The sequence below is a fragment of the Vulgatibacter incomptus genome (genome assembly GCF_001263175.1).
In the GTDB taxonomy this organism is placed as follows: Bacteria; Myxococcota; Myxococcia; order Myxococcales; family Vulgatibacteraceae; genus Vulgatibacter; species Vulgatibacter incomptus.
In genome coordinates, this window is record NZ_CP012332.1 from 266,273 (window position 1) to 288,986 (window position 22,714).

Below are 22,714 nucleotides of genomic sequence, written 5' to 3' on the forward strand. Positions count from 1 at the left end.
GGGCTTCTAACACGTGGCCGCGCCCTCACCCAGGGCCTGTTCGAGCCGTCGCCGCTTCGCTGCGAATCGGCCTCCCGCGCGGGTCCATCCGGCAGCGAACTGCAACACCCGGCAGATCTTTGCAGCTGCACGAAGGGGCGTTCTATTGTCTCCAGGCGTCGGAGATGGAGCGGGTGCCGGGGAGCCTAGATGGGGGTCGCAGTCCACGAGATCCTGACCGAGAGCGTTCAGCATATCCAGCACCGCGCCCCGATCGTCCTCGGGCTGGCTCTCGCCGGCCTCGCCGCGATCGCGGCAGAGTCCTTACTGGCGCGCGGCGCGAAAGAGCGGGCGCGTCGCTGGATCCGGCGCGGGCTCGTCGCCGTCGCGATCGGCGTGGGATTGCTGTTCGCGTGGCGGGTGCTCTGGCTCGCGGACGACGCCTTCATTTCCTTCCGCTACGCGCGAAACCTCGCGCGGGGCAACGGCCTAGTCTTCAACGTGGGCGAGTGGGTGGAGGGCTACACCAACTTCCTGTGGACTGCGCTCCTCGGCGGCGCGGGCTGGCTCGGACTCGACATCCCGTACACCTCCCTCGTCGCGACGCTCCTCTGCTTCGTCGCGACGCTGGTTCTCGTCGGCGCGACGGTGAGGCGTGTCTCGACCCGGCCCGTGGTGATCCCCTTCTCGGCCCTCGCCCTCGCCGGGCTCTCGCCCTTCTTCACCTTCGCGAGCTCGGGCCTGGAGACCATGCCGCTGGCCTTCCTGCTGGCGCTGGCGATGTGGACGAGCACGCTTCGGCGAGGGCCGCTGGCTGCGGGGCTCGTGCTCGTGGCGGCGGCGATGACGCGCCCCGATCAGCTCCTGAGCTACGGCTGCATGGGCCTCGCGCTCGCGGCGGAGGACCTCGTCTTCGGAGAGGGCGGCCTCGTTCGCAGGGCGGACCTGCGCCGGCTCGCGGTCTTCGCGGCTCCGCTGGTCCTCGTCTTCGTCCCGTACTTCCTGATCAGGTGGAAGGTCTACGGGGACCCCTTCCCGAACACCTACTACGCCAAGTCGGGCGGCCTGGCCTACGTGCGGCAGGGCTGGGTCTATCTCGTCCACTTCCTCGCCACGACCGGCGCGTGGCTCTGGTTTCCGCTCTTCCTGTTCTCGATCGTGGGGCGACCCCGCGGGCGGGACGAGTGGCGGCTTCGGGTCTTCGCCTTCCTCGCCTCGGCCGTTCATGGCGCCTACGTGGTCCGCGTGGGCGGCGATTTCATGGAGCACCGCTTCTTCGTGCCGCTGCTCCCGGTGATCGCGGTCGGCCTGGAGCTCGGCATCAGGCGGTGGCTGTCGGCCACAGGGAGGGCCTGGCCGAAGCGCGTCCTTCTCGCGGGCGCCTCGCTCGCGATCGCCTTCGCGCTGGTCCCGGTGCGTCTCATCGGGCCCTACGAGAAGCGCTGGTACCTCGCCGCGGAGCAAACCTTCTACCCGGTGAAGACGCTCTTTCCGCTGCGAGTAGGATCCGGATACATGGACGAGGGCAAGAGGCTCCACCGGATCTTCGTGGAGCGCGGGCTGGATCCTCGTATCGCAGCCGACGCCATCGGGCTCCTCAGCTACTACTCGGACCTCCCGATCGTGGATGCGCTCGGGCTCACCAGCCGCCGGATCGCGCACAAGCCGATCGTGGGGCGTGGCAGGCCGGGACACGAGAAGGGCGGGGCGGTGGAGGACCTGCTCGCCGAGGGCGCGATCCTGGCGTTCTGGCCGCCGTGGGGCGAGCAGTGGAGCGCCCAGACCGAGGTGCGCATCGATGGTGAGAGGCTCCACTTCGTTCGCCTGGATCCGAAGTGGGCCGCCGCGCTGGCGAAGATCCCGGGCGCCACGATCCCCAACCCCGCCTTCCAGATCGCGACGCTGGTGAGGACGGCCCCCCGCGGCAAGCTGATCGCGGCGCTTTCGTTCTACCGGGGGTTTCTGGCGGGCCGCGGCGATCTCGAAGCGCTGATCGCACCGCTGCGCGAGCGCCTTGGCGAGATCGCCGACTTCGAGGACGGCAAGCTGCCCGTCGGCGCGATCCTCACCGGCGACGTGCTCGAGGTGAAGGCGGGCGCTCCTCCCGCCGGCGCCACGGGGCGGGGATGGCTCGCGTCGCGGGCCGGAGAAAAGACCGGCGGGCGTCTGGAGATCCCCATCGCGGCCATCGAAGCGGACGAGATCCGCTTCGCTCTCGGCGGACCATCGACGAGCGACGCCGACGGGTCACGCGGGACGGCGGACGACCTGCGCTACGTGGAGCTCCGGGTGGACGGAGCGGGTGTGCGCCGGGCGAGGCCCTCAGGCGGCGCCGGACTGAAGCCGGTGTCGTGGGACGTCTCGGAGTTTCGCGGGAGGCCCGCGACGCTGATCGTGGTCGACGAAGATCCGCGGGCGGAGATGGGCATCCTGGTGGACGGGATCCACTTCGTGCCGAAAATGGGAGACATCCGCGGCAGGGTGAGCGCGTGGCGTCGAGGCGGGCAGGGGGATCCGGCCGCGCTCCTGCGGGAGGCGGAGGACGCCCTGCCCGCGGGCGATCGCGACGTGCAGGCGCTCTCCTTGGCCGTCCTGGTCCGCTGGCCTCTGGACGAGCTCCCGGAAGGCGCCGTCGTGGAGGGCGAGGCCTTCGCGAAAGGTCCGCTGCCGGGGAAAGCCCGATGGCAGACCGAGATCGTTGGGCAACAGGGCGCCAGGCTGCTCAATAGCTTCTTCCCGGACGACTCGGCGACGGGGCGGGTGCTCTTCCCGGAGATGATCCTCTCGGGAGGGCCGATCTCGCTGCTGGTCGGAGGAGGCGACGATTGCAAGGCCACCTACGTGGGCCTCGAGGTCGAGGGGAAGGTGGTGTCGCGGGTCTGCGGAAAGGGGGACGAGGTCCTGCGCCCCGCCGTCCTCGAGACGAAGCGATGGGTGGGGAAGCGCGGGCGGCTCGTGGTGGCCGACGAGTCCACCGTCGGCTGGGGGCACATCCTGGTGGACGACGTGATCGTTTTCCGATCCGGCCCGGTCACCAACGCTCGTGCAACGGAGCCCTTCTCCGACGAGCTCCGTTGACGTCCCTCAGGGGGCGCTGGCTACCTCGGCGACGGATAGCGAAGGCGATTCCGCGGTCGACGGGACGGGGCGCAGGAGCGCGCGCAACGCCACGACGTACAGGACGAGCGCAGGGAGCGCCTTCGCCGCAGGGACGGCGATCTGCTGGAAGAGGGTCCAGCCCCCGGTGGGATCGCCGCCAGGGCGGTCCCAGAGAGCGAACGGTGTGGGAAGCGCCATCACGATGAGTGAGGCGACGATGGTCCACGCGACGCGGGGCTCGCCGAGGTGGTGACGGAGGAGGAGGATCCCCATGGGCAGGACCATGGAGTAGTGGTGCTCCCACACGTGCTTGTACGAGACCTGGTGGGCGAGCATGAGGAGCGCGATCGACGCGAGCACGGGGGGATCGCGGCGCCTGGCGACGGCGAGGGCAGCGCCGCCCAGCGCGAGGAGTGAGACGGCCCGATACACGATCGGCCAGACGCCATCCCGGAGGGCGAAGCCTTTGACCGCCGCCAGGTGGAAGACGTACGAGAGACCGTAGTGGCCGGCGTTGACGTGCAGGCGCTCCGCGGGTGCGAGGTTCGCGTCGCTGAAGGTGGACCAGGCGTCCGGGAGGTAGAGGAAGCCGGGGAGGTTCGCGAGGACGAGCGCAGCCAGCACGAGCGCCGCCAGCGGAAGGACGCGCTTTCGCCACAACAGGGGCAGGAGCACGAGCGGGTAGATCTTCACGCCGACGCCGGCGATCCAGGGCACCAGCGAGCGCTTCGGTCGCCCGGAGGCGAGGAGGGCGCCTGCGATGAAGACGAGAGCGCCGGTGACGAAGCTGAACTGACCCATCCAGAGCTCGAGCCAGTGCGGTGTGTAGAGGAGCCAGAGCGAGCAGAGCCAGGCGCCAACGCTGCCGGGGAAGAGGCGCAGCGTGACGACGAGGCAGACGGCGAGGAGCCCCTCGATGATCGCGAGCCAGACGAGGTAGGCGCTCCAGGGCGGCAAGAGCCTGGCGAGCCTCCCCGCGGTCTGCGCCAGGATCGGCAGGTAGCGGTAGACGTAGTAGGGCGGCGTGATCCGGTCGTTGCCGCCGCCGTAGATCTTGCCATCGCGCTCGAGGGCGACCGCTGCGTGGTAGAGCGCGAAGAAGTCGGCGCCGGGGCCCACGCGGTGGACGACGTCGTTGAAGAGCTTCATCGGCGTCGGGTGCCCCGCCGGCTTGTCCCGCTGCCTCTCGATCGCGACGCGGGCGATGCCGAAGACGACCGCGAGGTGGATCACCAGGGCCGCGGCGAGGAACCACCGCCCCATTCGCTGCGAACGACTGTCGCCCAACGCTACCCCCCTGCGGCCCGTCGCGAGGAGCGGGGCCGGCTACGAGCCTATTCCGACGGCGTGGCTCGCGAGGGCCCCCGAACCGGGCGTCGAATCAGGCCTGGAACATCTCAGTGTATCTTTTTTGCATCTCCTCGGGAGACACCTCTTCGATCGCGTGGCCGATGAGCCACTCGTGGCCGAAGGGATCCCGCACGGTGCCCGAGCGCTCGCCGTAGAAGTGATCCGCCGGCGGACGAACGAGCTCAGCCCCGGCGTCGCAGGCCCGGCGGAGCAGCTCGTCGGCGTCGTCGACGTGAAGGTGGATGGAGAGCGAGGTCCCTCCCAGGCTCTCGGGACCGAGGATGCCGTACTCCGGAAACTCCTCGGAGACCATGAGCGTCGCCCCGGCGACGAGGAGCTCGCAGTGGCCGATGCGCCCGCTCGGCTCGACCAGCCGGAGCTTCTCGGTGGCGCCGAACACGTCCCGGTAGAACTCGATCGCCTTCGCTGCGTTCCGAACCCGCAGGTAGGGGTACATCTCGTGGATCGCCATGGACTCTCTTCTCCGTCGTCAGGGTGTGCGGACAAATTGCCCGGGAGCGACTGGCGGGTCTTGAACCGAATTGACCTCTGGAACGTGGTTGGGGCTCGCCGGTGAGAGCGCCCCGTAGCGGCCGGGGGTGATCCCCGCGAGCTCGACGAAGTCCCGCGTGAGGTGCGGCTGGTCGGCGTAGCCCGCTTCGACCGCGAGCTCCGCGAGAGAGGGCCTCGGGCGAGTGAAGAGGGAGTCGACGGCCCGCTGGAAGCGCGCGACCCGGCCATAGCGCTTCGGCGTGAGGCCCACCGTCCGGCGGAAAGTCTCGAGGAAGTGCCGGTGGCTGAAGCCGCTCTCCTCGATCGCCGCGCTCACGGGATCGCCCCGCTCCAGGCGCTCGACGGCGCGCGCGATCGCCTGGCTCGGGGCGCCGGGCCGCCTCGAGAGGAGCAGCTCCTCCAGCAGCTCGAGGCGCCTCTCGGCGTCCATCTCCTCCGCGAGCCTCTCGTGGAAAAAGCGCGCCTCGAGCCCCCAGAGATCCTCGAGGGAGGTGTGCCGGCCGGAGAGCTCGTCGGCCGGAACGCCGAGAACGGCCGGCGCTGCGCCGGGGTGGAACACGATCCCGACCGAGGCGACGGGCTCGGAGACGTCGCGCAGATAAGGGGCGGTGCGGGCGCCGCCGATGACCGCGTGCCCGATCGTCTGCCCCTCGCGATCTCCGGGATGCCGGAACACCCGGAGCGGCGGCCCGGAGAGGCGGACGGCGAGGTGCATGGAGCCGGTTGGCAGCACCCGCTCTCGACCGGCGTGCGCCGGTACACCCGGCTCCGTCGTCCAGAGCGTGCGGATCAGACCGCGGAGGGCCGGGTGGCGAGGGCTACGGGTCGGCACAATCCCCTCTCCTCTGCGGGTCTATCGAGTCCCCTGTGGCCGATCAACCGCCCATGAAGCGGCGGAGCCAGAAGCCCGCGCCCGTCAGGCCGGCCGCGATGGCCCAGGCCACGGGGCTGCGAAGGGCGAAGGTCGGAACCGAGGCGGCGAGGCCGTATAGCACCCAGGCCGGGTTTCGCGAGCGCGTGCCGGCGAGGAAGAACACGAAGCCGACCATCGACAGGATCGCGACGAGGGCGAGCTCTAGGGGGCTGTCGAGGAAGGAGAGATCCAGGGGGTCTCCGAGAGGGGGACTCGGGTGAGTCCCCCTTGGGGTCACGGCGCCCGGAGCACCAGGCGCACGGGCTCGCCTCCCGCGCGGACGCCGTCGACGCGGGCGGTCGGAGCGTCGGGGTCGCGGTTCATCGCGTTGCCGTCGCGGCTGATCCGGGCCTCGAGGAAGACCGAGTCAGGGATGGGCTGGCCCATCATCGCGTCGGCGGCACCGATGGCGATCTCGATCGGGAAGGCGGCGGCGGGGAGACGCTTGGCCGCGATGGGGGGACCGCTCGAGACGCCGGCGCTGCGGGCGTAGACGAAGAGGGTGGAGCCGGGAGCGACCTTGTCGACGATGGACGGGTCGAGCTCGATCCGCACGTGGACGTCCCCGGCCTTGGCCGCCAGGCCGCCGCCCTGCTGGGGCTCGGCGTTCCCGAGGAGACGGGTGCCGGCGGGGTGGCCGGCAGGGAGGGTCTCGGCCTGACCCCCAGCCAAGCCTACAGCCTGGCTGTCGGCCTTGGCCGTGGGAGTCGCCCCGGACGCGAGGCGGGCGCGGGCCTCGGCGATCACCGGCTGGAGGGCGGCGGCGCCGTCGGGGCGCTGCTCGAGGGCGCGCTCCCAGGACTCGATCGCCACCTGGTAGCGGCCGAGCTCGAAGGCGGCGAGGCCGCGGCGCACCCAGGTCTCGGTGAGGGAGGGATCCTTCTCCAGGGCCTCGTCGAGGAGCTCCATGGCTCGGTCGGCCTGGCCCATCGCGAGGCGGACCACCGCCTCGTAGGTCATCATCCGCGGGTTCCCGGGCTCGCGGCGCGCGACCTCCTGCACCACGTTGAAGGCCTCGAGCATGCGCTCGCGGAAGAGGAGGCCCTGGGCGAGGTCCAGCTTGGCCTCGACGTCGTTCGGTCGGGCGGCCGCGGCGGCCCGGAGCTGATCGAGCTCGGGATCCGCTTCGTCGCCGGCGCCCATCGCCGCCATCGGACCACCCGCCATCGGTCCGCCGGTGGGCGGGCCTCCGACGGCGCGATTCGAGGAGAGGTCGAGGAGGAAGATGAGGAGGAGGAAGACGAAGCTGGCGCTCCCCGCGCCCCAGAGGAAGCCGCGGAGCACGGGCCGCGCGCCGAAGAAGCCGTCGGGCATCGCGGCGGTGGCCGCACCGGCGCCGCGCTTCTCGGCGGCGGCGAGGGCGCGGAGCACCTCGGCGGTCTCGAGCTCCAGGGCCTCGCGCTCCTGGTCGTGCGCGCGGTTCTCGGGGATCGAGGGATCGAGCTCCCGGAGGCGGGCGATCAGGGTGTCGCGGCGCGCGCGGAGATCGCCGACCTCGTCGCGCCGCGCCTTGGCCGGTGCGCCCTTGCCGAGCTTGAGCCAGACGGCGAGGCCGCCCGCGAGTCCGAGGGCGAGCGCGATGAGGCCGGGGAGCCAGTCGGTGCCGTGCATTCAGGATTTCCCTTTGGGATCGGTCGACTCGCCGTCGGGCGAGCCGTAGACGAGCTCCCGCACCGACTTCACCCAGCTTGCGAGCTCGGGGTCGTCGGGGAGCGGCGGAGTCGCGGCGTGGGGCTTCGTCCCGGACGATGGCGGAGCGTCGGCGCCGGAAGTCGAAGAGGGCGCGCTGGCGTCGTTCTCACTTCGAGAGGAGGCATCGGACACCTTTCGTGTCCCGCCGCTCGACGCAGTGCTGCTCAGCTTGCGGACCTGGTGGAGGACGAGGCCGAGGCCGGCGAGGAGCAGGATGCCGGGCCCCACCCAGACCAGGAGGTTCAGCCCCTCGGCCTTCGGCTGCATCAGCACGAACTGCCCGTAGGAGGCCTCGAACCACGAGAGGATCTGCTCCTGGGCGTAGCCCTTGGAGAGGAGGTCGCGGACCTCGTTCTTCATGTTGATCGCCGTGGCGGACGGCGAGTCGGCGACCGAGCTCCCCTGGCAGACGGGGCAGCGCAGGAGGAGGCCCACGTCGTGGGTGCGGCTCTCGAGCTCCTGTCCCGACAGCGGCGCCCCTTCTGGCTCGCCCACCACGCGGGAGACGAACTCCCGATCGATCTGGCGCTGCAGCTCGCCCGATTCCCCTGCAGGGACATCGGCGATGGCGAGCGCCGGAAGCGCGAGGAGGAAGGCCGCGAGGAGGAAGCGGCTCATGGCTGGCCTCCGAGGATCCCGCGCACGTGCGTGCGCAGCAGGTCCGGCGAGAGTGGGCCGTTGTACTTCGAGACGACATTGCCCGAGGCGTCGATGAAGAAGGTCTCGGGCACGCCCGTGACGCCGTAGGCGATTGCGATCTTCCCGCCCTCGTCGAGGAGGGCGGGGTAGCCGCTGCCGAAGCGGTTCAGGAACTCCTCGATCTTCGGCTTCTCGTCCTCGTAGACCACGCCGACGAAGCGCACCTTGTCGCCGAAGATCCGGGAGCCCTGGTAGAGCACGCCGTGCTCCTGCTGGCAGGGCAGGCACCAGGTGGCCCAGAAGTTCAGGACCACGGGCTGGCCGCGCAGGCTCTCGAGCGAGATGGGCGATCCGTCGTCCACCGAAGCCAGGGCGAACGGCGGCGCCTCGCGTCCCACCAGGGGCGAGTGGACGGCGTGCGGATCCCTGCCGAAGCTCACGGCGAAGAGCACGAGGATCGGTGCGACGATCACGAGGCCAGCGAGGAGAACCTTCTTGTTCACGCGATCCCTCCAGCCAGCGGATCGGGCTCGGCAGCCGCCGGAGCGGGCTCCCGGCTCCGCGCCGGCGCCATCGCCGAGCGGCGGGAGGGCCACGCGGAGAGCAGTGCTCCGAACGCCAGGATCGCGGTGCCGATCCAGATCCAGATCACCATCGGGTTGATGAACGCCCGAAGGCCCAGGAGCTCGCCACCCTCGTCGATGCTCATCACCGAGAGGTAGAGATCCTGGGCGAGGGTGCTGTGCACCGCCGGCGTGCCCACGGGCTCACGCTGGGTGAAGTAGTGGTTCATCCGCGGGTCGAGGGACGTGACCACCTTGCCGTCCCGGCTCACCTGCACGTGGGCGATGGTGGAGCGGCGATGGGAGTCCGTCTCCGTCTCGGTGCCGAGGTACGTCAGGGTGTAGGGCCCGAGGGTGGTGGAGCCGCCGCGCCGCAGGGTGGTCTCGGTGGTGACCTTGCCCGTGGACGAGGCGGCGACCGCGATCAGGATCGCCACCACGCCAAGGTGGATCACGTAGCCGCCGAACCGCCTTCGGCCCTGGGTGAAGAGGGATCCCACGGCGTTCCCAAAGGAGTCCCGGCCGAGCCGCTGGCGCACGGGGAGGCTCAAGGCGTCCACCGTCACCCACAGCGTGTAGCCGGCGCAAAAGAGCGTGACGGAGAGCCACCCCGCCCGGCCGCCGAGGGCCATGCCGATGGCGACGAGCCCGAGGGCTCCGGCGAGCGGAGGGAGGAGGGAGCGAAGCGCCTTCTCGCGGCTCACGCGACCCCAGGGCAGCGCCGGCCCGATGCCCATCAGGAAGAGCACGGCGACGCCCAGCGGCACGGCCATGCGGTTGAAGTAGGGCTCGCCGACGCTGATCTGGACCTTCTTCACGGCCTCGACCACCAGCGGGAACACGGTGCCCAGCAGCACGGTGAACGTGAGCATCACGAAGAGCAGGTTGTTCACCAGGAAGGTGCTCTCGCGGCTCTTGGGATCCTCGAGTCTCCCCTCCGCCTCGAGGAGGCCGATCCGGGCGGCGAGGAGGACCACCGAGACGATCAACGAAAGGGCGAGGAAGGCGAGGAAGGTGGGGCCGATGTCACTCTGGGTGAAGGAGTGGACCGAGTTGAAGATCCCCGACCTCGTCATGAAGGTGCCGAGGATGGTGAGGAGGAAGGTGGCGAGGACCAGGGTGAGGGTCCAGCCCTTCAGGATCTTCCGCCTCTCGACGACCATCACCGAGTGGATCGCGGCCGTGGCGGTGAGCCAAGGGAGCAGCGACGCGTTCTCGACGGGATCCCACGCCCAATAGCCACCCCAGCCGAGGACCTCGTAGGCCCACCAGCCGCCGAGGACGATCCCGATCGAGAGGAAGGTCCAGGGGATCAGGAGCGCCATCCGCAGGGACTTGAGCAGCTCTGGGCCGAGGCGGCCGGCGAAGAGCGCCGCCGCGGCGAAGGCGAAGGGCACGGTCATGCCCACGTAGCCTAGGTAGAGCATGGGCGGGTGGATGACCATCAGGATGTGGTTCTGGAGGAGCGGGTTCGGGCCCGGGCCGTCCATCGGCGGGTTCGCCACCGGGAGGAAGGGGTTCGCCGGCCCGGCGATGAGGAAGGCGAAGAAGACGCCGCAGGCGAGCAGCACGCCCAGCACCCACGGCATGATCTCCTCGTGTCTCCTGCGGGTGAAGTAGACCGTACCGGCGGTGTAGAGGCCGAGGATGAAGCCCCAGAAGAGGATCGAGCCCTCGAGAGAGGACCAGAGGCTCACCACCGTCACCCAGAGCGGGCTGGCGCGGGAGCCGACCTGGGCCACGTAGCCCACCGAGAAGTCGTGGCCGAGGAGCGCCGCCTCCATGAGGAGGTTGGCGGCCACCATCAGGCCGGAGAAGAGATAGGCGAGGCGGCGGGTCCAGGCGAGGGCGGCGCCGCCGCGGCGGGCGGCGGTGAAGCCCAGGACGGAGCCGGAGGCGGCTGCGACCAGCGCGGCGAGGATCAGGCCTCTGCCGACGAGGGAGATCATTCGGCGACCCCCTCCGCCGTCTTCATCAGCTCGTGGGTGTCGACCTTCTCACCGTCGTGCGGGGCCTGGTACTCGTTGCCGTGGGAGACCATGAGCCGCGAGGAGGTGAAGTGTCCCTCCTTCGTCATGGTGCCCTCGACGATGACGCCGATGTTCTCGCGGAACATCTGGGGCGGCACGCCCTCGGAGCGCACAGGGATGTTCTGCTTGCCGTCGGTGACCTCGAAGGCGAGCTTGCTCGTCCCGGGGTCGAACTGGATCGAGCCGGGCGCGACCTGCCCGCCGAGGCGGATGGTGGCGCCGATGGCCTTGTCGCCAGCCTGCCGGAGCTCGCTGGGATCCCAGTAGTAGACGAGGTTCTCGCCGAGGCCGCCGAGGGCGATGAAGGCGAAGGCTGCGCCGGCGACCGCCAGGGCGGCGACGGCGAACCACTTGATTCGCCCGGTCTTGGGCTGGCTCATCGATCCTCCCCGGAGCGCTTCTCGCCCCGGAGGCGAAGCGCGAGGGTGACACCGTACACCGTCAGTGCCGTGAAGGTGATCCCGTAGGCGGCCCAGACGTACTCCCAGCCGCCGATGACGATTCCGCCGGTCATGCCGCACCTCCCACCACCGCATCCGATACCGAACGTTCGGGGAGCGGCGGGGCGAGCTCCCGGACGAGGCGCCGCTGCGCGAGCTGACTGCGCAGGACGAGGAGTCCCGAGACGAGGAAGAGGATTCCGAACGCGTTGATCCGCAGCGGCGTCACCATCGTGGAGGCGACCGTCTGCGGGCTCGACTGCGTCTGGTGGAGCGAGTTCCACCAGCGAACGGAGTAGTAGACGATGGGGACGTCGGCGTAGGCGATGATGGTGGCGACCGCCGACCAGGTCGCGCGCTTCACCGGATCCTCGACGAAGCGGCGCAGGGCGAGGATGCCGACGAAGGCGAAGAGCATCACCGCCGTGGTGGTGAGCCGCGGATCCCAATCCCACCACACGCCCCAGGTGGGCTTGGCCCAGATGGATCCCTGTACGCAGAGCAGGAAGGCGAGCAGCACGCCGACCTCGAGCCCCGCCTCGAGGCGGGCGTCCCACTTCCAGTTCTGCCGGAAGAGGAAGGCCACCGAGCAGACGAACGCGAAGGTGAAGGCGAGCAGGGCATTCCACGCCGTGGGGACGTGGACGTACATGATCCGCTGCACCTCGCCCATGAAGTGCTCGGGCGGCGCGCGGAAGAGGCCGATGTAGGAGCCCGCCGCGAGGAGGACGACGGCGAAGGCGATCAGCCCCGCGGCGACCTTGGGCGCCTTCGTGGAGGGGCGGGGAAGCTGGTCGAGTCCCATTCTTGGCTACTCCTCGATCACGTGGCCGAAAAGGAGGCCGCAGAGCGGCCAGAAGATCCCGTTGAAGGCGAGCAACAGCAGCGCCCACGAGCCGGCCTGCCCCATGGGATCGCCCAGGAGCAGGAGCGAGCTGGCTTTAACCGCCGCGAGCAGAACCGGCACCACGAGCGGAAAGAGCAGCAGGGGGAGGAGCACCTGCTGGGCCCGCACCTGGGCGGACATGCCGGCGTAGAGCGTGCCCGGGGCGGAGAGGCCGGCCGTTCCGAGGGCGAGGATCCCGCAGAGGGCGGGAAGCCTGCCGACGTCGGGGTCGTAGAGCACCACCAGCACCGGGAGGAGGCCCACGCCCACGAGCAGGAGCTGGAGCCAGTTGGCGAGGGCCTTGCCGTAGAAGAGCGAGGGCGCGTTCGCCGGGAGGAGGAGGAGGCCCTCGAGGGCCCGCTGCTCGGTCTCGGCCCGGAAGCTCTCCGCCAGCGCGAGGGTGGAGGAAAAGAGGAGGGCCACCCAGAGGAAGCCGCCGGCGAGGCGCCGCAGGGCGGCGGCGTCCGGACCCACCGCGAAGCTGAGGAGGAGCAGGGCCGTGGCGCCGAAGATCACGACCGCCGCCGCCTGGGCGCGGCTGCGCCAGGAGAGGAGGAGGTCTTTGCGGAGCGCGGCGACGAGCTGGGTCATGCCACCTGCCCGGGGATGGAGAGGCCGCCGAAGGAGGAGGGGAGCTCGCTGGCGAGGCCCTTCCACGCCAACCGGCCGCGCTCGAGGGCCAGGCCCACGTGGCAGAGGCGCGCGCCCTCTTCCAGGTGGTGGGAGGCGACGATCACGGTCTTGCCCGCGGCGGTGAGCCTCGGGATGAGCGTGTCCACGAAGCGGAAGCCCGGCGGATCGAGCTGGGCGTAGGGCTCGTCGAGGAGGACGATGTCGGGATCCTGGAGGAGCAGCCGGGCGAAGGCAAGGCGGCGGCGCATCCCGGCGGAGTAGGCGTGGACGGGATCGTCCGCGCGGGAGTCGATCCCCACCTCCTCGAGCAGGGGGAGGAGGTCGCGCCGCCCGGATGGCCGACCGAGCATCCGGGCGACCACCTGGAGGTTCTGCAGCGCCGAGAGGGCGTCGTAGGTGTAGGAGGCGTGCCCGAGGAGGGCCACCCGCTGGCGGAGCGCCTGGCGATCGCGGAGGCCGTCGACGCCGTTCACGAGGAGCGCGCCGCGGTCGGGCTTCAGCGCGCCGGCGAGGACGCGCAGGAGGGTCGACTTTCCGGAGCCGTTTCGGCCGGCGAGGAGGATGGCCTGGCCGGCTTCCGCCCGGAGATCGACGTCGACGAGGGCCCAGGAGCGGCCGTATCGCCTGCAGAGGCCCTTCGCCTCGACTGCCGGTATGGACTTTTCGCTCATGGGCCGCGGGCCGATTTCGGGCGGCTCCCTTGCGAGCCGCCGTAGGCCGGCCTGAACAACCGATGGGCCGGTCCGAAGCATCCGGCACAGCGGTTGCCCTGAACCTTCAGGGCGCTTCAGGTCTATCCGAAATCGTCCGGAATCGCTCTACAGAAGTGCAAAAACGACCGGGCGTCGAAGCCTCGCGGGTACCTGGGGCCAAACGCGCCGTGCGAGCGGTCTGCGACCGCCCGTATCAAAGCGCGATTGGACGGCTCCTCCCCGGGCGAGCGTCCTACGAGGCGATGGCGGCGACGCCCTGCTTGAGCAGGTAGAGCTGGTGGTACTCCTCCGCCGGATAGAACTCCGTCACCGGGGTGATCTCGGTGACGATCGGGCTCGAGAAGCGGATGGCGTGGGCGTCGCGGGACATGATCGCGGCCCGTTCCTGCTCGTGCGTGTGCCAGTAGATCGCGGAGCGGTACTGCGTGCCGACGTCGCCGCCCTGGCGGTTGAGCGTGGTCGGATCGTGGCAGGCGAAGAAGACCTCCAGGAGCTCCTCGTAGGAGATGACCTCCGGCAGGTAGATCACCTCGACCGCCTCGGCGTGCCCCGTGCGATCGGTGCACACCTGCCTGTAGCTCGGATACGACAAGTGTCCGCCGGTGTAGCCAGCGGTGGTCATCAACACACCGGGCAGATTTCGAAACGTCTCTTCGATCCCCCAGAAACAACCAGCCGCGAACGTCGCCTTTGCGGCAAAACCCGTTTCGGTCATGGAACCCCCTCCCGACAGCGAACGCTAGGCGGTTTCTGTTTTCGAGTCCAGGCGAAATGTTGGTGTGCGAAACAGGTTCACACCATCCGACGCGGGAATCCGCTATCCTCGCGGCCGATGAGGGCCGTGGCGAACGAGCGTGAAAGGGAAGCGGAGCGGTTGGTCGCCGACGCCGTGGGGCGCCTGATGGAGCTCTGGGGCTTCCGCGGCGTGATGGGGCGGATCTGGGCGATGCTCTACCTCTCCGAGGAGCCCCTGCCCGCGTCGGAGCTCTGCGGGCGGCTGGGGATCTCGACGGGCGCGGCGTCGATGGCGCTCAACGAGCTCGAGCGGTGGGGCGTGGTGCAGCGCCGGAAGATGACGGGCAACCGGAAGTCCTTCTTCGAGGCCGAGATTGATGTTTGGAAGATGGTGTCGCGCGTCTTCCGGGAGCGGGAGCTCGTGCAGCTCGGCGAAGCGCTCCAGGCCTTCGAGCGCGCGGCCGAGCTCTTCCGTCACGAGGCCCGGATGGGGGATCGCTCGGCGCGCCTCGCCGGCGAGCGCACGGAGAAGCTGACGGAGCTCACGCGGGTGGGGCAGACGCTCCTGCGGGCCCTGGTGGATCGTGGGCAGCTCGACGTCCGGCCGCTCCTCGCGTGGACGAGGTGGGCCCGTGCCCGCTCGCCCTGGCGTAGCGCTTGATACCGGAGCTCGGGCGGCGATACCCGAAACGCGTCTCGTGCGATATCGGCCGACCTCCTCGACGCGGGTGGGGACGGGCCATTCGAGCGCTCCCGCTTCTCTTGACGGTGCAGGGGCCGACGGCTATGGGAACCTTCACGTTTTTTTGAAACCTGCGGGGGGCGGGCACACGAGGACTCGATGGAGAGCCAGGCTGTGATCAGGAGCACGGACGCGAACCTCGCCCGCGTAGCGGAGGAGAAGGGCGTTCCCCGTTCGACGGCCCACCTCGACGCGGCGCGGATGGCCGACGAGGAGCTGATTCGCCTGGAGGCGGCGCTCCCGAGGCTCTGCGCCGGCGCGCCGCCGGAGCTGGGCGCCGCTGCCGAGCACCTGCTGGTGGCGGGCGGCAAGCGCGTCCGCGCGCTGCTGACGCTCCTCTCGGCCCGGGCGGCAGGTGGCTCCGGGGGCGTCGCCCTCGCCGCCGCAGCCGAGCTCGCCCACGCCGCCACGCTCCTCCACGACGACGTGATCGACGAGGGCGACGTCCGCCGCGGCAGGCCCACGTCGCGGCTCCTCTGGAGCAACGCGGTCAGCGTGCTCTCGGGCGACTTCCTCCTCACCCGCTCCCTGGATCTCGCCTGTGGTGCGGGCGTGCCGGGCGCCCTCGAAGAGCTGATCGCCGTCCTTCGTGAGCTGGTCTGCGGCGAGGCGCTCCAGCTCTCGATGCGCGGCTCGGTGGAGGCCACCGAGGCCGAGTATCGCCGGGTGGTGGAGGGCAAGACCGCCTCCCTCTTCCGTTGGGCGGCGCGCAGCGGTTGCCGCACCGGCGGCGGCAGCGCGCGGATGGCCGACGCGATGGGCGAGTACGGCTGGCACGTGGGCATCGCCTTCCAGCTCTCCGACGACGCCCTCGACTTCGACGCCGATCCCGGCGCCTTCGGGAAGTCGCTGCTGCAGGATCTGCGGGAAGGCACCCTCACGCTCCCCGTGCTCCGCACGCTCGAGATGCACCCGGCGCTCCGCGAGGACCTCCGTGCCGCGATGGCGGCGGACAAGCCCCTCGACGACGAGGTCGCTTCGCGGATCGCCCGGATCGTGCGGGAGAGCGGCGCGGTCCAGGCCGTGCGCGACGAGGCCGCCGCCGAGGCGGAGGCCGGCGCCGCCGCGCTCTCGCTCCTCCCCGACAACGTCTACCGCCGCGCCCTCGAGGATGTGGCGCGCGGCCTCGCCGCACGGGTTCGCTAGATGATGGCCCACGGCGAACAGGGCCTCCACGGTCCCCAGGCCCAGGGGCACGACGGCGCGAGCGTGCGATCGATGTTCGATCGGATCGCGCCGACCTACGACAAGCTGAACCACCTCCTCTCCGCCGGCGTGGATCGCGCGTGGCGGACGGAGCTGGCCCGCGAGCTTCCGGATCCCTGCGGGCGCGTCCTCGACCTCTGCGCGGGCACCCTCGACCTCGGACACGCGATCTGGATGGAGCATCCGGAGGCGAAAGTGACGGCGGCGGACTTCGCCGTCGAGATGCTCCGCCGGGGCAGGAACAAGCTGCCGGACGCGCTGCTCTGCGGCGCGGACGCGCTGGCGCTCCCGTTCAAGGACGAGAGCTTCGACGTGGCGGTCTGCGGCTTCGGCGTGCGCAACGTCTCGGATCTGGCCGCGTGCTTCCGCGAGGTCCGCCGGGTGCTCAAGCCCGGGGGCACCTTCGCGATCCTGGAGTTCTTCCGGCCCGAGAAGGCGATCACCAGGGCCTTCCACTCCCTGTACAACCGGCGCGTGCTCCCCACCGTCGGCGCGGCAGTCAGCGGAGACGGCGACGCCTACCGCTACCTGGCCGAGTCGATGGAGCGCTTCCACTCGCTCGCCGAGGCGAAGGAGCTCCTCGCCTCCTGCGGCTATCGCGACGTGCGGGGCCGCGACCTCCTCTTCGGCGTCGCCTCGATCCTGAGCGGGGCCCGGGCATGAGGAAGCTGAAGCTCGTAGTCGGGATCGGCGGGGCCTCCGGCGCGCCCTACGCCCGGCGGCTGCTCGAGCACCTCACCGAGCGCGACGACGTCGAGCCTGCGGTCGTCTTCTCCGTGAACGGCCGCCAGATCTGGGCGCAGGAAGTGGGGACGGATCCGAGGAGCTACGGCTTCCCCATCTACGGCCACAAGGACTTCCAGGCGCCCTTCGCCTCGGGCAGCGCGGGCTATCGGACCATGGTGGTCCTGCCCTGCTCTGCGTCGGGGATGGCGCGGATCGCCCAGGGCGTCTCCGACGATCTCCTGGGCCGCGCCGCCGAGGTGGTGCTCAAGGAGCAGGGCAAGCTGATCCTCTGCGTCCGCGAGACCCCCCTCTCGCAGGTGCACCTGCGGGCGGCCCTCCTCGCGGCGGAGGCAGGCGCGATGGTGATGCCCGCCTCGCCCTCCTTCTATTCGAACCCCCAGTCCATGGACGACCTCGTCGACACGGTGGTGGCGCGGGTCCTCGATCGCATCGGCCTCGACAACGAGCTGATGGAGCGTTGGGGCAGCCAGCCTGCGCCGCTGCGGCGCGAAGCCGGAGCGCGAGCGCCCGCGCGCGTCGCGAGCGGCGAAGACGCCGGGCCCGCGATCGCCGGGACGATCTCTCCATTCGGTCGCAGAGGAGAAGGCTCGTGATGGTTCCCTTTGCCGTGCGCCTTCGCGCCCACGCCGCCGGGCTGGAGGCAGAGGCCTCCCGTGTCCTCGGCGGCGGCAGGTCCGCGGAGGATCTCCTCGCCCTGGCCGGCGGCCCGCTGCCCCTCATCGCCGCAGCGGCCTCCGCCGTCGCGCCCCGCGAGGCGTCGGTGGTGGGCCTCCTCCCTGTCGAGCTGGTCGGGGACGCCGACGCCGTGGCCCGCCGTGCCCTCGCGCACCGGGCAGCCGCCGAGGCGGAGGTCCTGGAGCTCTCGGCCGGAGAGGGCTGCACCGTCGACACCGCGTGCCAGGCGGTGAAGGCGCTCCTCGCGAACCTCCGCGGCGCCACCGCGCGCATCGACGAGGCCTCGCTTCGCGCCCTGGCCTCCGCTTCCGGGATCACGGAAGGGGAGGCGGCCTCGCGGCTCGCCGAAGCAGGCGTCGCCGAGCTCGTTGCGGTCTCGCCAGGCGACGCGCCGACGGTGAACGGCCTGGCGGTCCGCTTGCTCGTCGTCGTCCCTGCCCGTATCGATCTCGACTTCGTCGCCGCGCTCCTGGGCCGCCGGCCCGGCCCCCTGGCGATGGTGGCTGGAGCGGACACCACGGGTGTGATGCTCCTTCGCGCCGTGGCGATCGCGCGCCTCGCCGGCCACGGGCCTATCGCCGTCGGCGGCAAGGACGAGCTCAAGGGCCCCGACGCCTGCCTGGCCTTCGGCGCCGATCGCCTCGAGGCGGAGCTGGATCCGCCGGGCTCGATGGGCTCGCGCACGCGCTCCTACGGGGAGGCCGCCGTCCGCGGCGCCCAGCTCGTCCTCGCCGCTCCCCGCCGCCGAGCCGCTGCGGGCAAGAAGATCGCCCACATCCTCGACGAGCAGGTCGATCCTTCGCTCCTGCCCGGCGGCGACGCGCTCGCCGTCCCCCTGGAGGTCCGTTCGTAATGGAAGCCACCCTCGAGATCCGCAAGCCGTCGCCGCCGCCGTCCCTCGCCCGCATTGCGGAGAAGGTCCGGGAGGGCGTCCGCCTCGACGAGGCCGAGGCGGTGGAGGTCTTCCGGAGCCGCGACCTCCTGCAGCTCGGCCAGCTCGCGAACCTCATCCGCGAGCGCCTGCACGGCGACAGGACCTACTACAACAAGAACTTCCACCTGAACCTCACCAACGTCTGCGAGGCCTCCTGCCGCTTCTGCGCCTTCGCGCGGCTGGAGGAGGGGATGCCCCTCGCCAAGACGTTCACGGTCGAGGAGGCGGTGGCCTTCGTGAAGGAGCAGCTCCCGAACGGCCCCACCGAGGTGCACATGGTCAACGGCCTGCACCCGGGCCTGCCCTTCGAGTACTACGAGGAGGCCCTGCGGGCGGTGAAGGCGACCGCGCCGGAGCTCCACATTAAGGGCTTCACCGCGGTGGAGATCCACTACTACGCGGGCAAGTACGGCATGAGCTACGAGGAGGTGATCAAGCGCCTCGTGGCGGCGGGTCTCGGCTCCATTCCCGGCGGCGGCGCGGAGATCTTCGCCCCGCGGGTGCGCAAGAAGATCTGCAAGGACAAGGCGAACGCCGAAGAGTGGCTCGAGATCCACCGGATCGCCCATCGACTCGGTGTGAAGACCAACTGCACGATGCTCTACGGCACGGTGGAGACCGCCGAGGAGCGCGCGGATCACGTGCTGCAGCTGCGGGCGCTCCAGGACGAGACGGGCGGCTTCCAGGCCTTCATCCCGCTCGCCTTCCACAACGAGAACTCGCCGCTCCAGCGACTGCCGGAGCCCACGGGCTTCGACAACCTGCTGGTCTACGCCCAGAGCCGCATCGTCCTCGACAACATCCCGCACCTGAAGGCCTATTGGGTGCAGGTGGGCGAGAAGCTCGCTCAGGTGGCGCAGTCCTTCGGCGTGAACGACCTCGACGGCACCGTGGTCTCCGAGAAGATCTACAAGATGGCCGGCGCGGTGACGCCGAACCTCCTCTCGGTCGGCGACCTCTGCCATCTGATCCGCGAGGCGGGCCGCACGCCCGTCGAGCGCGACACCGTCTACAACGTGGTGGGGATGCCGCTGTGAGCAGGCCGGTTCGCATCGCGGCGTCGAGTTACTTGAACTCGCGGCCGCTCCTCTACGGCCTCGGCCGCGGCCCGGCCCGCGAGCGGATCCAGATCGAGCACGCGCCGCCTTCGGAGTGCGCCCGCCGCCTCGCGGAAGGCGAGGTCGACGTCGGGCTCCTCCCCGTCGCCGCGATCGCGCAGCTCGGCCTCTACGCGCTGCCCGTTGGCTGCGTGTCGGCGAAGGGCCGCGTGGAGAGCATCCTGCTCGTCGGCGAGACGCCGATCGACACCTGGCACACCGTCTCGCTCGATCGCTCCAGCCGTTCCTCCGCGACCCTGGCGCGGCTGCTCCTCGCCGCCCGCGGAAAGACGGATCTCCGCTACGAGGTGCGCGATCCCTACGAGGCCGCCGAAACGGTGGGCATCGGACGCGGCGCGCTGCTCATCGGCGACGCCGCCCTCGAGCTGCAGGGCCGCTTCCCCTACCGCTACGACCTCGGCGAGATGTGGAACGCCTGGACCGGCTTCCCCCTCGTCACGGCGCTGTGGGCGGTGCGGGAGCCCACCGTGGATCCGGTGATCCTCGCCGACCTCCAGGAGGCGGTGGAGGCGGGGAAGGGGGCCTTCGACCAGCTCGCGCTCGCCCACGCGGTGGAGATGGGCGAGGCGGATCCCGAGCCCTACCGGCGTTACCTCTCGGAGTCGCTGGCCTTCGATCTGGGCCGCAGGGAGCGCGCGGGCCTCGCGGAGTACCTGCGCCGCGCCAACGCGGCGGGCCTGCTCCCGCCCGAGATCCACTTCGCGTCGCCGATGCCCAACCGGGCGCTCCAGCGCGCGGGGATCGAGGCGATCCTGAGCCGCGCCGCCGCCGGCAAGCGGATCTCGATCGCCGAGTCCGCGAGGCTCCTCGACGAGGCGCCGCTGGCCGAGCTCGGCGCGGCTGCCGACGAGCGCCGCCGGCAGCTCCACCCGGACGGCCACGTCACCTACATCGTCGAGCGCAACGTCAACTACACCAACGTCTGCACCACGGCGTGCCGCTTCTGCGCCTTCTTCCGGGCTCCGGGGAAGGACGGCGGCTACACGCTCTCGTGGGACGAGATCGGCGCGAAGCTCGAGGCGCTGAAGGCGGCGGGCGGCGTCCAGGTGCTCCTGCAGGGCGGCATCAACCCGGAGCTGCGCCTGCCGTACTACGAGGAGCTCGTCCGCTTCATCAAGGGCCACGGCCTGCGGCTGAACGGCTTCTCGCCAGAGGAGATCCACTGCCTGGCGGAGCTCGAGGGCACCAGCGTCGAGGCGATCCTGGTCCGGCTCAAGGACGCCGGCCTCGACTCCGTCCCCGGCGGCGGGGCCGAGGTGCTGGTCGATCGGGTGCGATCGCGGATCGCCCGGAAGAAGGCGACAAGCGCCGAGTGGCTCGAGGTGATGCGGATCGCCCACCGCCTCGGTATGAGGGCGTCGGCCACGCTGATGTACGGCGTCGGCGAGACCTCGTTCGAGCGCGCGCTCCACCTCTCGAAGCTGCGCGATCTCCAGGACGAGACGGGCGGTTTCACGGCCTTCATCTGCTGGCCCTACCAGGACGGCGGCCTCAAGCTCCGCGGCGACCAGGAGGGCGCCGGCGAGTACCTGCGCATGCTCGCGGTCTCGCGGCTCACCCTCGACAACTTCGAGAACCTGCAGGCCTCGTGGCCGACGATGGGCCCCACCGTGGGCCAGGCGGCGCTCCACTTCGGCGCCAACGACTTCGGCCAGGTGATGTTCGAGGAGAACGTGGTCTCCGCGGCGGGATCGGTGTTCTCGATGAACTCCGCCGGGATCGAGCGGCACATCCGCGACGCGGGCTTCGTGCCCGTCCGGCGCAACGGCCTCTATGGCCGGCTGGAGGACGCGGCGTGAGCCTCGATCGCGCGAGGCTCCTCGTCGGCGACGCGCTCTGGTCCCCTGGCACGGGCCTCGTGGAGCCGCAGGGGTCTGGGGGGTGCGGCGCCGCCGCCGTTCTGGACCGCGACGGGAACGTCCTCGAGCTGGGTTCGGCCCGTGAGCTCGCCGAGCGGCACCCCGAGCTTCCTCGGGACGAGGGGCGCGGGCTGCTCCTTCCCGGCCTCGTGGACTGCCACGCGCACCTGGAGTGTGCGGCCCTCGAGGGCAAGGTGCCCGGCGGCGACGGCCTCTCGGCCTGGGTCTCGCGGCTCCTGCGCGTGCGCGCCGGGATCTCCCGCGACGCACTCACGGAGGCGGCGCGGCTCGCCGCCAAGGGGATGCGCGAGCTGGGGACTGTGGCCGTCGGCGACGTCTGCACGCTGCTCGCCACCGCGGGAATCCTCGCGGAGGCCGACCTCCTCGGGAGCTCGTTCCTGGAGGTCGTGGGCGCCAACGAAGAGGACTCGATCCGCGCCCTCGAGGACGCCCGCGCACGGGAGGCATCGAATCCGGGGACCGATCGAGTCGCGGTGCGCCTCGTTCCCCACTCGGCCCACGGCACGACCGCCAGCGCGCTCCGGGCTCTCGCCGGACCGTCAGACGTCTCGGCGAGCGTGGACATGGCCGACGAGGCGATCGCCCTCGAGAATCCCGGCCTCTACGCCGCCGGGCTGGCCCTGGCGGGCGAGGGGGCCGTCGACGTCGAGGCGGGCCTCGCGACCGGATGGGGCGCTTGCGACGTCCCGGGCGTGCGCAGCATCCACGTGGACGAGCACGCGGACGAGCGGGAGTGGATGACCTCGGGGACGGGGCCCTTCGCCGCCTTCCTCTCGGGCAAGGGCGCGACGTCTCCCCGCCTCTCGTCCGTGCCCTACCTCGACTCCCTCGGCGCGCTCGGCAGCGAGACCCTGCTCGTGCACATGGTGCTGGCTTCGCCGGACGAGCTCGAGCTGGCGCGGTCGAGGGGGGCGACGGCGGTGCTCTGCCCCCGCAGCAACCTGCACATCGGCGGCAGGCTCCCGGACCTGCGCGCGATCCGCGCGGCGGGGGTTCCCTACGCGCTGGGCACCGACTCGCTCGCGTCCACGCCCGATCACGATCTCCTGGGCGAGGTTCGTGCGCTCGCCAAGGCCTTCCCCGAGATCCCGCTCGGCGAGCTCCTCGCTGCCGCCACCACCGGTGGCGCCGCGGCGCTGGGTCTCCGCAGCCACCCCTGGGTGCGGATCGCCAAGGAGCGCATCCCCGAGCTCTTCGAGAGGCGCGCGCCATGAAGCGTGTCTCGTT

General features: G+C 70.9%; 23 protein-coding genes. 9 read left to right on the plus strand and 14 right to left on the minus strand.

The genetic code is table 11. The features are described 5' to 3' along the window. The first annotated feature begins 189 nt into the window (after positions 1–189). Positions 190–3,057: a hypothetical protein gene (locus AKJ08_RS00985; RefSeq protein ID WP_050724349.1), complete on the plus strand. Its 2,868-nt coding sequence runs from the start codon at positions 190–192 to the stop codon at positions 3,055–3,057. A gap of 6 nt (positions 3,058–3,063) precedes the next feature. Here the strand turns inward: AKJ08_RS00985 and AKJ08_RS00990 are convergent, their stop codons facing one another. The 14 genes from AKJ08_RS00990 to msrA form a co-directional block, all read right to left on the minus strand. Then, a complete protein-coding gene (locus tag AKJ08_RS00990) occupies positions 3,064–4,341 on the minus strand; it encodes a glycosyltransferase family 87 protein (protein WP_050724350.1) in 1,278 nt (425 codons plus the stop codon). 118 nt (positions 4,342–4,459) lie between these two features. Next, positions 4,460–4,900: a VOC family protein gene (locus AKJ08_RS00995; protein ID WP_050724351.1), complete on the minus strand. Its 441-nt coding sequence runs from the start codon at positions 4,898–4,900 to the stop codon at positions 4,460–4,462. An 18-nt stretch (positions 4,901–4,918) separates the two neighbouring features. Next, the gene (locus AKJ08_RS01000; protein WP_050724352.1) at positions 4,919–5,773 is read right to left on the minus strand and encodes a helix-turn-helix domain-containing protein; all 855 of its coding nucleotides are present in this window, start codon (positions 5,771–5,773) and stop codon (positions 4,919–4,921) included. 43 nt (positions 5,774–5,816) lie between these two features. Then, on the minus strand, positions 5,817–6,092 hold the full coding sequence (locus tag AKJ08_RS18985; protein ID WP_157370386.1) for a hypothetical protein: 276 nt from the start codon (positions 6,090–6,092) through the stop codon (positions 5,817–5,819). Beyond that, positions 6,089–7,465: a tetratricopeptide repeat protein gene (locus AKJ08_RS01005; RefSeq protein WP_050724353.1), complete on the minus strand. Its 1,377-nt coding sequence runs from the start codon at positions 7,463–7,465 to the stop codon at positions 6,089–6,091. Before AKJ08_RS01005 ends, AKJ08_RS18985 begins: the two co-directional genes overlap by 4 nt. Next, the gene (locus AKJ08_RS01010) at positions 7,466–8,164 is read right to left on the minus strand and encodes a cytochrome c-type biogenesis protein (protein WP_050724354.1); all 699 of its coding nucleotides are present in this window, start codon (positions 8,162–8,164) and stop codon (positions 7,466–7,468) included. Further along, complete coding sequence (locus tag AKJ08_RS01015; protein ID WP_050727384.1) at positions 8,161–8,688, minus strand: TlpA family protein disulfide reductase; 528 nt, start codon at positions 8,686–8,688, stop codon at positions 8,161–8,163. Before AKJ08_RS01015 ends, AKJ08_RS01010 begins: the two co-directional genes overlap by 4 nt. Beyond that, a complete protein-coding gene (locus AKJ08_RS01020) occupies positions 8,685–10,697 on the minus strand; it encodes a heme lyase CcmF/NrfE family subunit (RefSeq protein WP_050724355.1) in 2,013 nt (670 codons plus the stop codon). The genes AKJ08_RS01015 and AKJ08_RS01020 overlap by 4 nt, the downstream gene beginning before the upstream one ends. Continuing rightward, positions 10,694–11,158 (minus strand): cytochrome c maturation protein CcmE, encoded by a 465-nt coding sequence (locus tag AKJ08_RS01025; protein WP_050724356.1) that lies wholly within the window; start codon positions 11,156–11,158, stop codon positions 10,694–10,696. Before AKJ08_RS01025 ends, AKJ08_RS01020 begins: the two co-directional genes overlap by 4 nt. Continuing rightward, positions 11,155–11,292 carry a hypothetical protein gene (locus tag AKJ08_RS19620; RefSeq protein ID WP_169788724.1) on the minus strand — a complete coding sequence of 46 codons (138 nt, stop codon included), beginning with the start codon at positions 11,290–11,292 and terminating at the stop codon, positions 11,155–11,157. The genes AKJ08_RS01025 and AKJ08_RS19620 overlap by 4 nt, the downstream gene beginning before the upstream one ends. Next, complete coding sequence (gene ccsA / locus AKJ08_RS01030; protein WP_050724357.1) at positions 11,289–12,023, minus strand: cytochrome c biogenesis protein CcsA; 735 nt, start codon at positions 12,021–12,023, stop codon at positions 11,289–11,291. The genes AKJ08_RS19620 and ccsA overlap by 4 nt, the downstream gene beginning before the upstream one ends. Before the next feature lie 6 nt (positions 12,024–12,029). Then, positions 12,030–12,695, minus strand: coding sequence for a heme exporter protein CcmB (locus AKJ08_RS01035; RefSeq protein WP_050724358.1), 666 nt, complete (start codon positions 12,693–12,695; stop codon positions 12,030–12,032). Next, on the minus strand, positions 12,692–13,408 hold the full coding sequence (gene ccmA, locus AKJ08_RS01040; RefSeq protein WP_050724359.1) for a heme ABC exporter ATP-binding protein CcmA: 717 nt from the start codon (positions 13,406–13,408) through the stop codon (positions 12,692–12,694). The genes AKJ08_RS01035 and ccmA overlap by 4 nt, the downstream gene beginning before the upstream one ends. Before the next feature lie 274 nt (positions 13,409–13,682). Further along, the gene (gene msrA / locus AKJ08_RS01045; protein ID WP_050724360.1) at positions 13,683–14,165 is read right to left on the minus strand and encodes a peptide-methionine (S)-S-oxide reductase MsrA; all 483 of its coding nucleotides are present in this window, start codon (positions 14,163–14,165) and stop codon (positions 13,683–13,685) included. A 126-nt stretch (positions 14,166–14,291) separates the two neighbouring features. Between msrA and AKJ08_RS01050 the strand changes: the two genes are divergently transcribed. The 8 genes from AKJ08_RS01050 to AKJ08_RS01085 all read left to right on the plus strand — a co-directional run bounded on the left by AKJ08_RS01050 (position 14,292) and on the right by AKJ08_RS01085 (position 22,701). Further along, positions 14,292–14,846, plus strand: coding sequence for a GbsR/MarR family transcriptional regulator (locus tag AKJ08_RS01050; RefSeq protein ID WP_240475406.1), 555 nt, complete (start codon positions 14,292–14,294; stop codon positions 14,844–14,846). A 180-nt stretch (positions 14,847–15,026) separates the two neighbouring features. Further along, complete coding sequence (locus AKJ08_RS01055) at positions 15,027–16,073, plus strand: polyprenyl synthetase family protein (RefSeq protein ID WP_050724362.1); 1,047 nt, start codon at positions 15,027–15,029, stop codon at positions 16,071–16,073. Next, positions 16,074–16,796: a ubiquinone/menaquinone biosynthesis methyltransferase gene (locus tag AKJ08_RS01060; protein WP_050724363.1), complete on the plus strand. Its 723-nt coding sequence runs from the start codon at positions 16,074–16,076 to the stop codon at positions 16,794–16,796. Continuing rightward, positions 16,793–17,473: a UbiX family flavin prenyltransferase gene (locus AKJ08_RS01065; protein ID WP_240475407.1), complete on the plus strand. Its 681-nt coding sequence runs from the start codon at positions 16,793–16,795 to the stop codon at positions 17,471–17,473. Before AKJ08_RS01060 ends, AKJ08_RS01065 begins: the two co-directional genes overlap by 4 nt. After that, the gene (locus tag AKJ08_RS01070; RefSeq protein WP_050724364.1) at positions 17,473–18,408 is read left to right on the plus strand and encodes a hypothetical protein; all 936 of its coding nucleotides are present in this window, start codon (positions 17,473–17,475) and stop codon (positions 18,406–18,408) included. The genes AKJ08_RS01065 and AKJ08_RS01070 overlap by 1 nt, the downstream gene beginning before the upstream one ends. Beyond that, complete coding sequence (gene mqnE / locus AKJ08_RS01075) at positions 18,408–19,526, plus strand: aminofutalosine synthase MqnE (RefSeq protein ID WP_050724365.1); 1,119 nt, start codon at positions 18,408–18,410, stop codon at positions 19,524–19,526. The genes AKJ08_RS01070 and mqnE overlap by 1 nt, the downstream gene beginning before the upstream one ends. Continuing rightward, entirely contained in the window at positions 19,523–21,406 is a 1,884-nt protein-coding gene (gene mqnC / locus AKJ08_RS18245) for a cyclic dehypoxanthinyl futalosine synthase (RefSeq protein ID WP_205624755.1), read from the plus strand. Before mqnE ends, mqnC begins: the two co-directional genes overlap by 4 nt. Beyond that, positions 21,403–22,701, plus strand: a complete 1,299-nt coding sequence (locus AKJ08_RS01085) for an amidohydrolase family protein (protein WP_050724366.1) — start codon at positions 21,403–21,405, stop codon at positions 22,699–22,701. Before mqnC ends, AKJ08_RS01085 begins: the two co-directional genes overlap by 4 nt. Positions 22,702–22,714 lie beyond the last annotated feature (13 nt).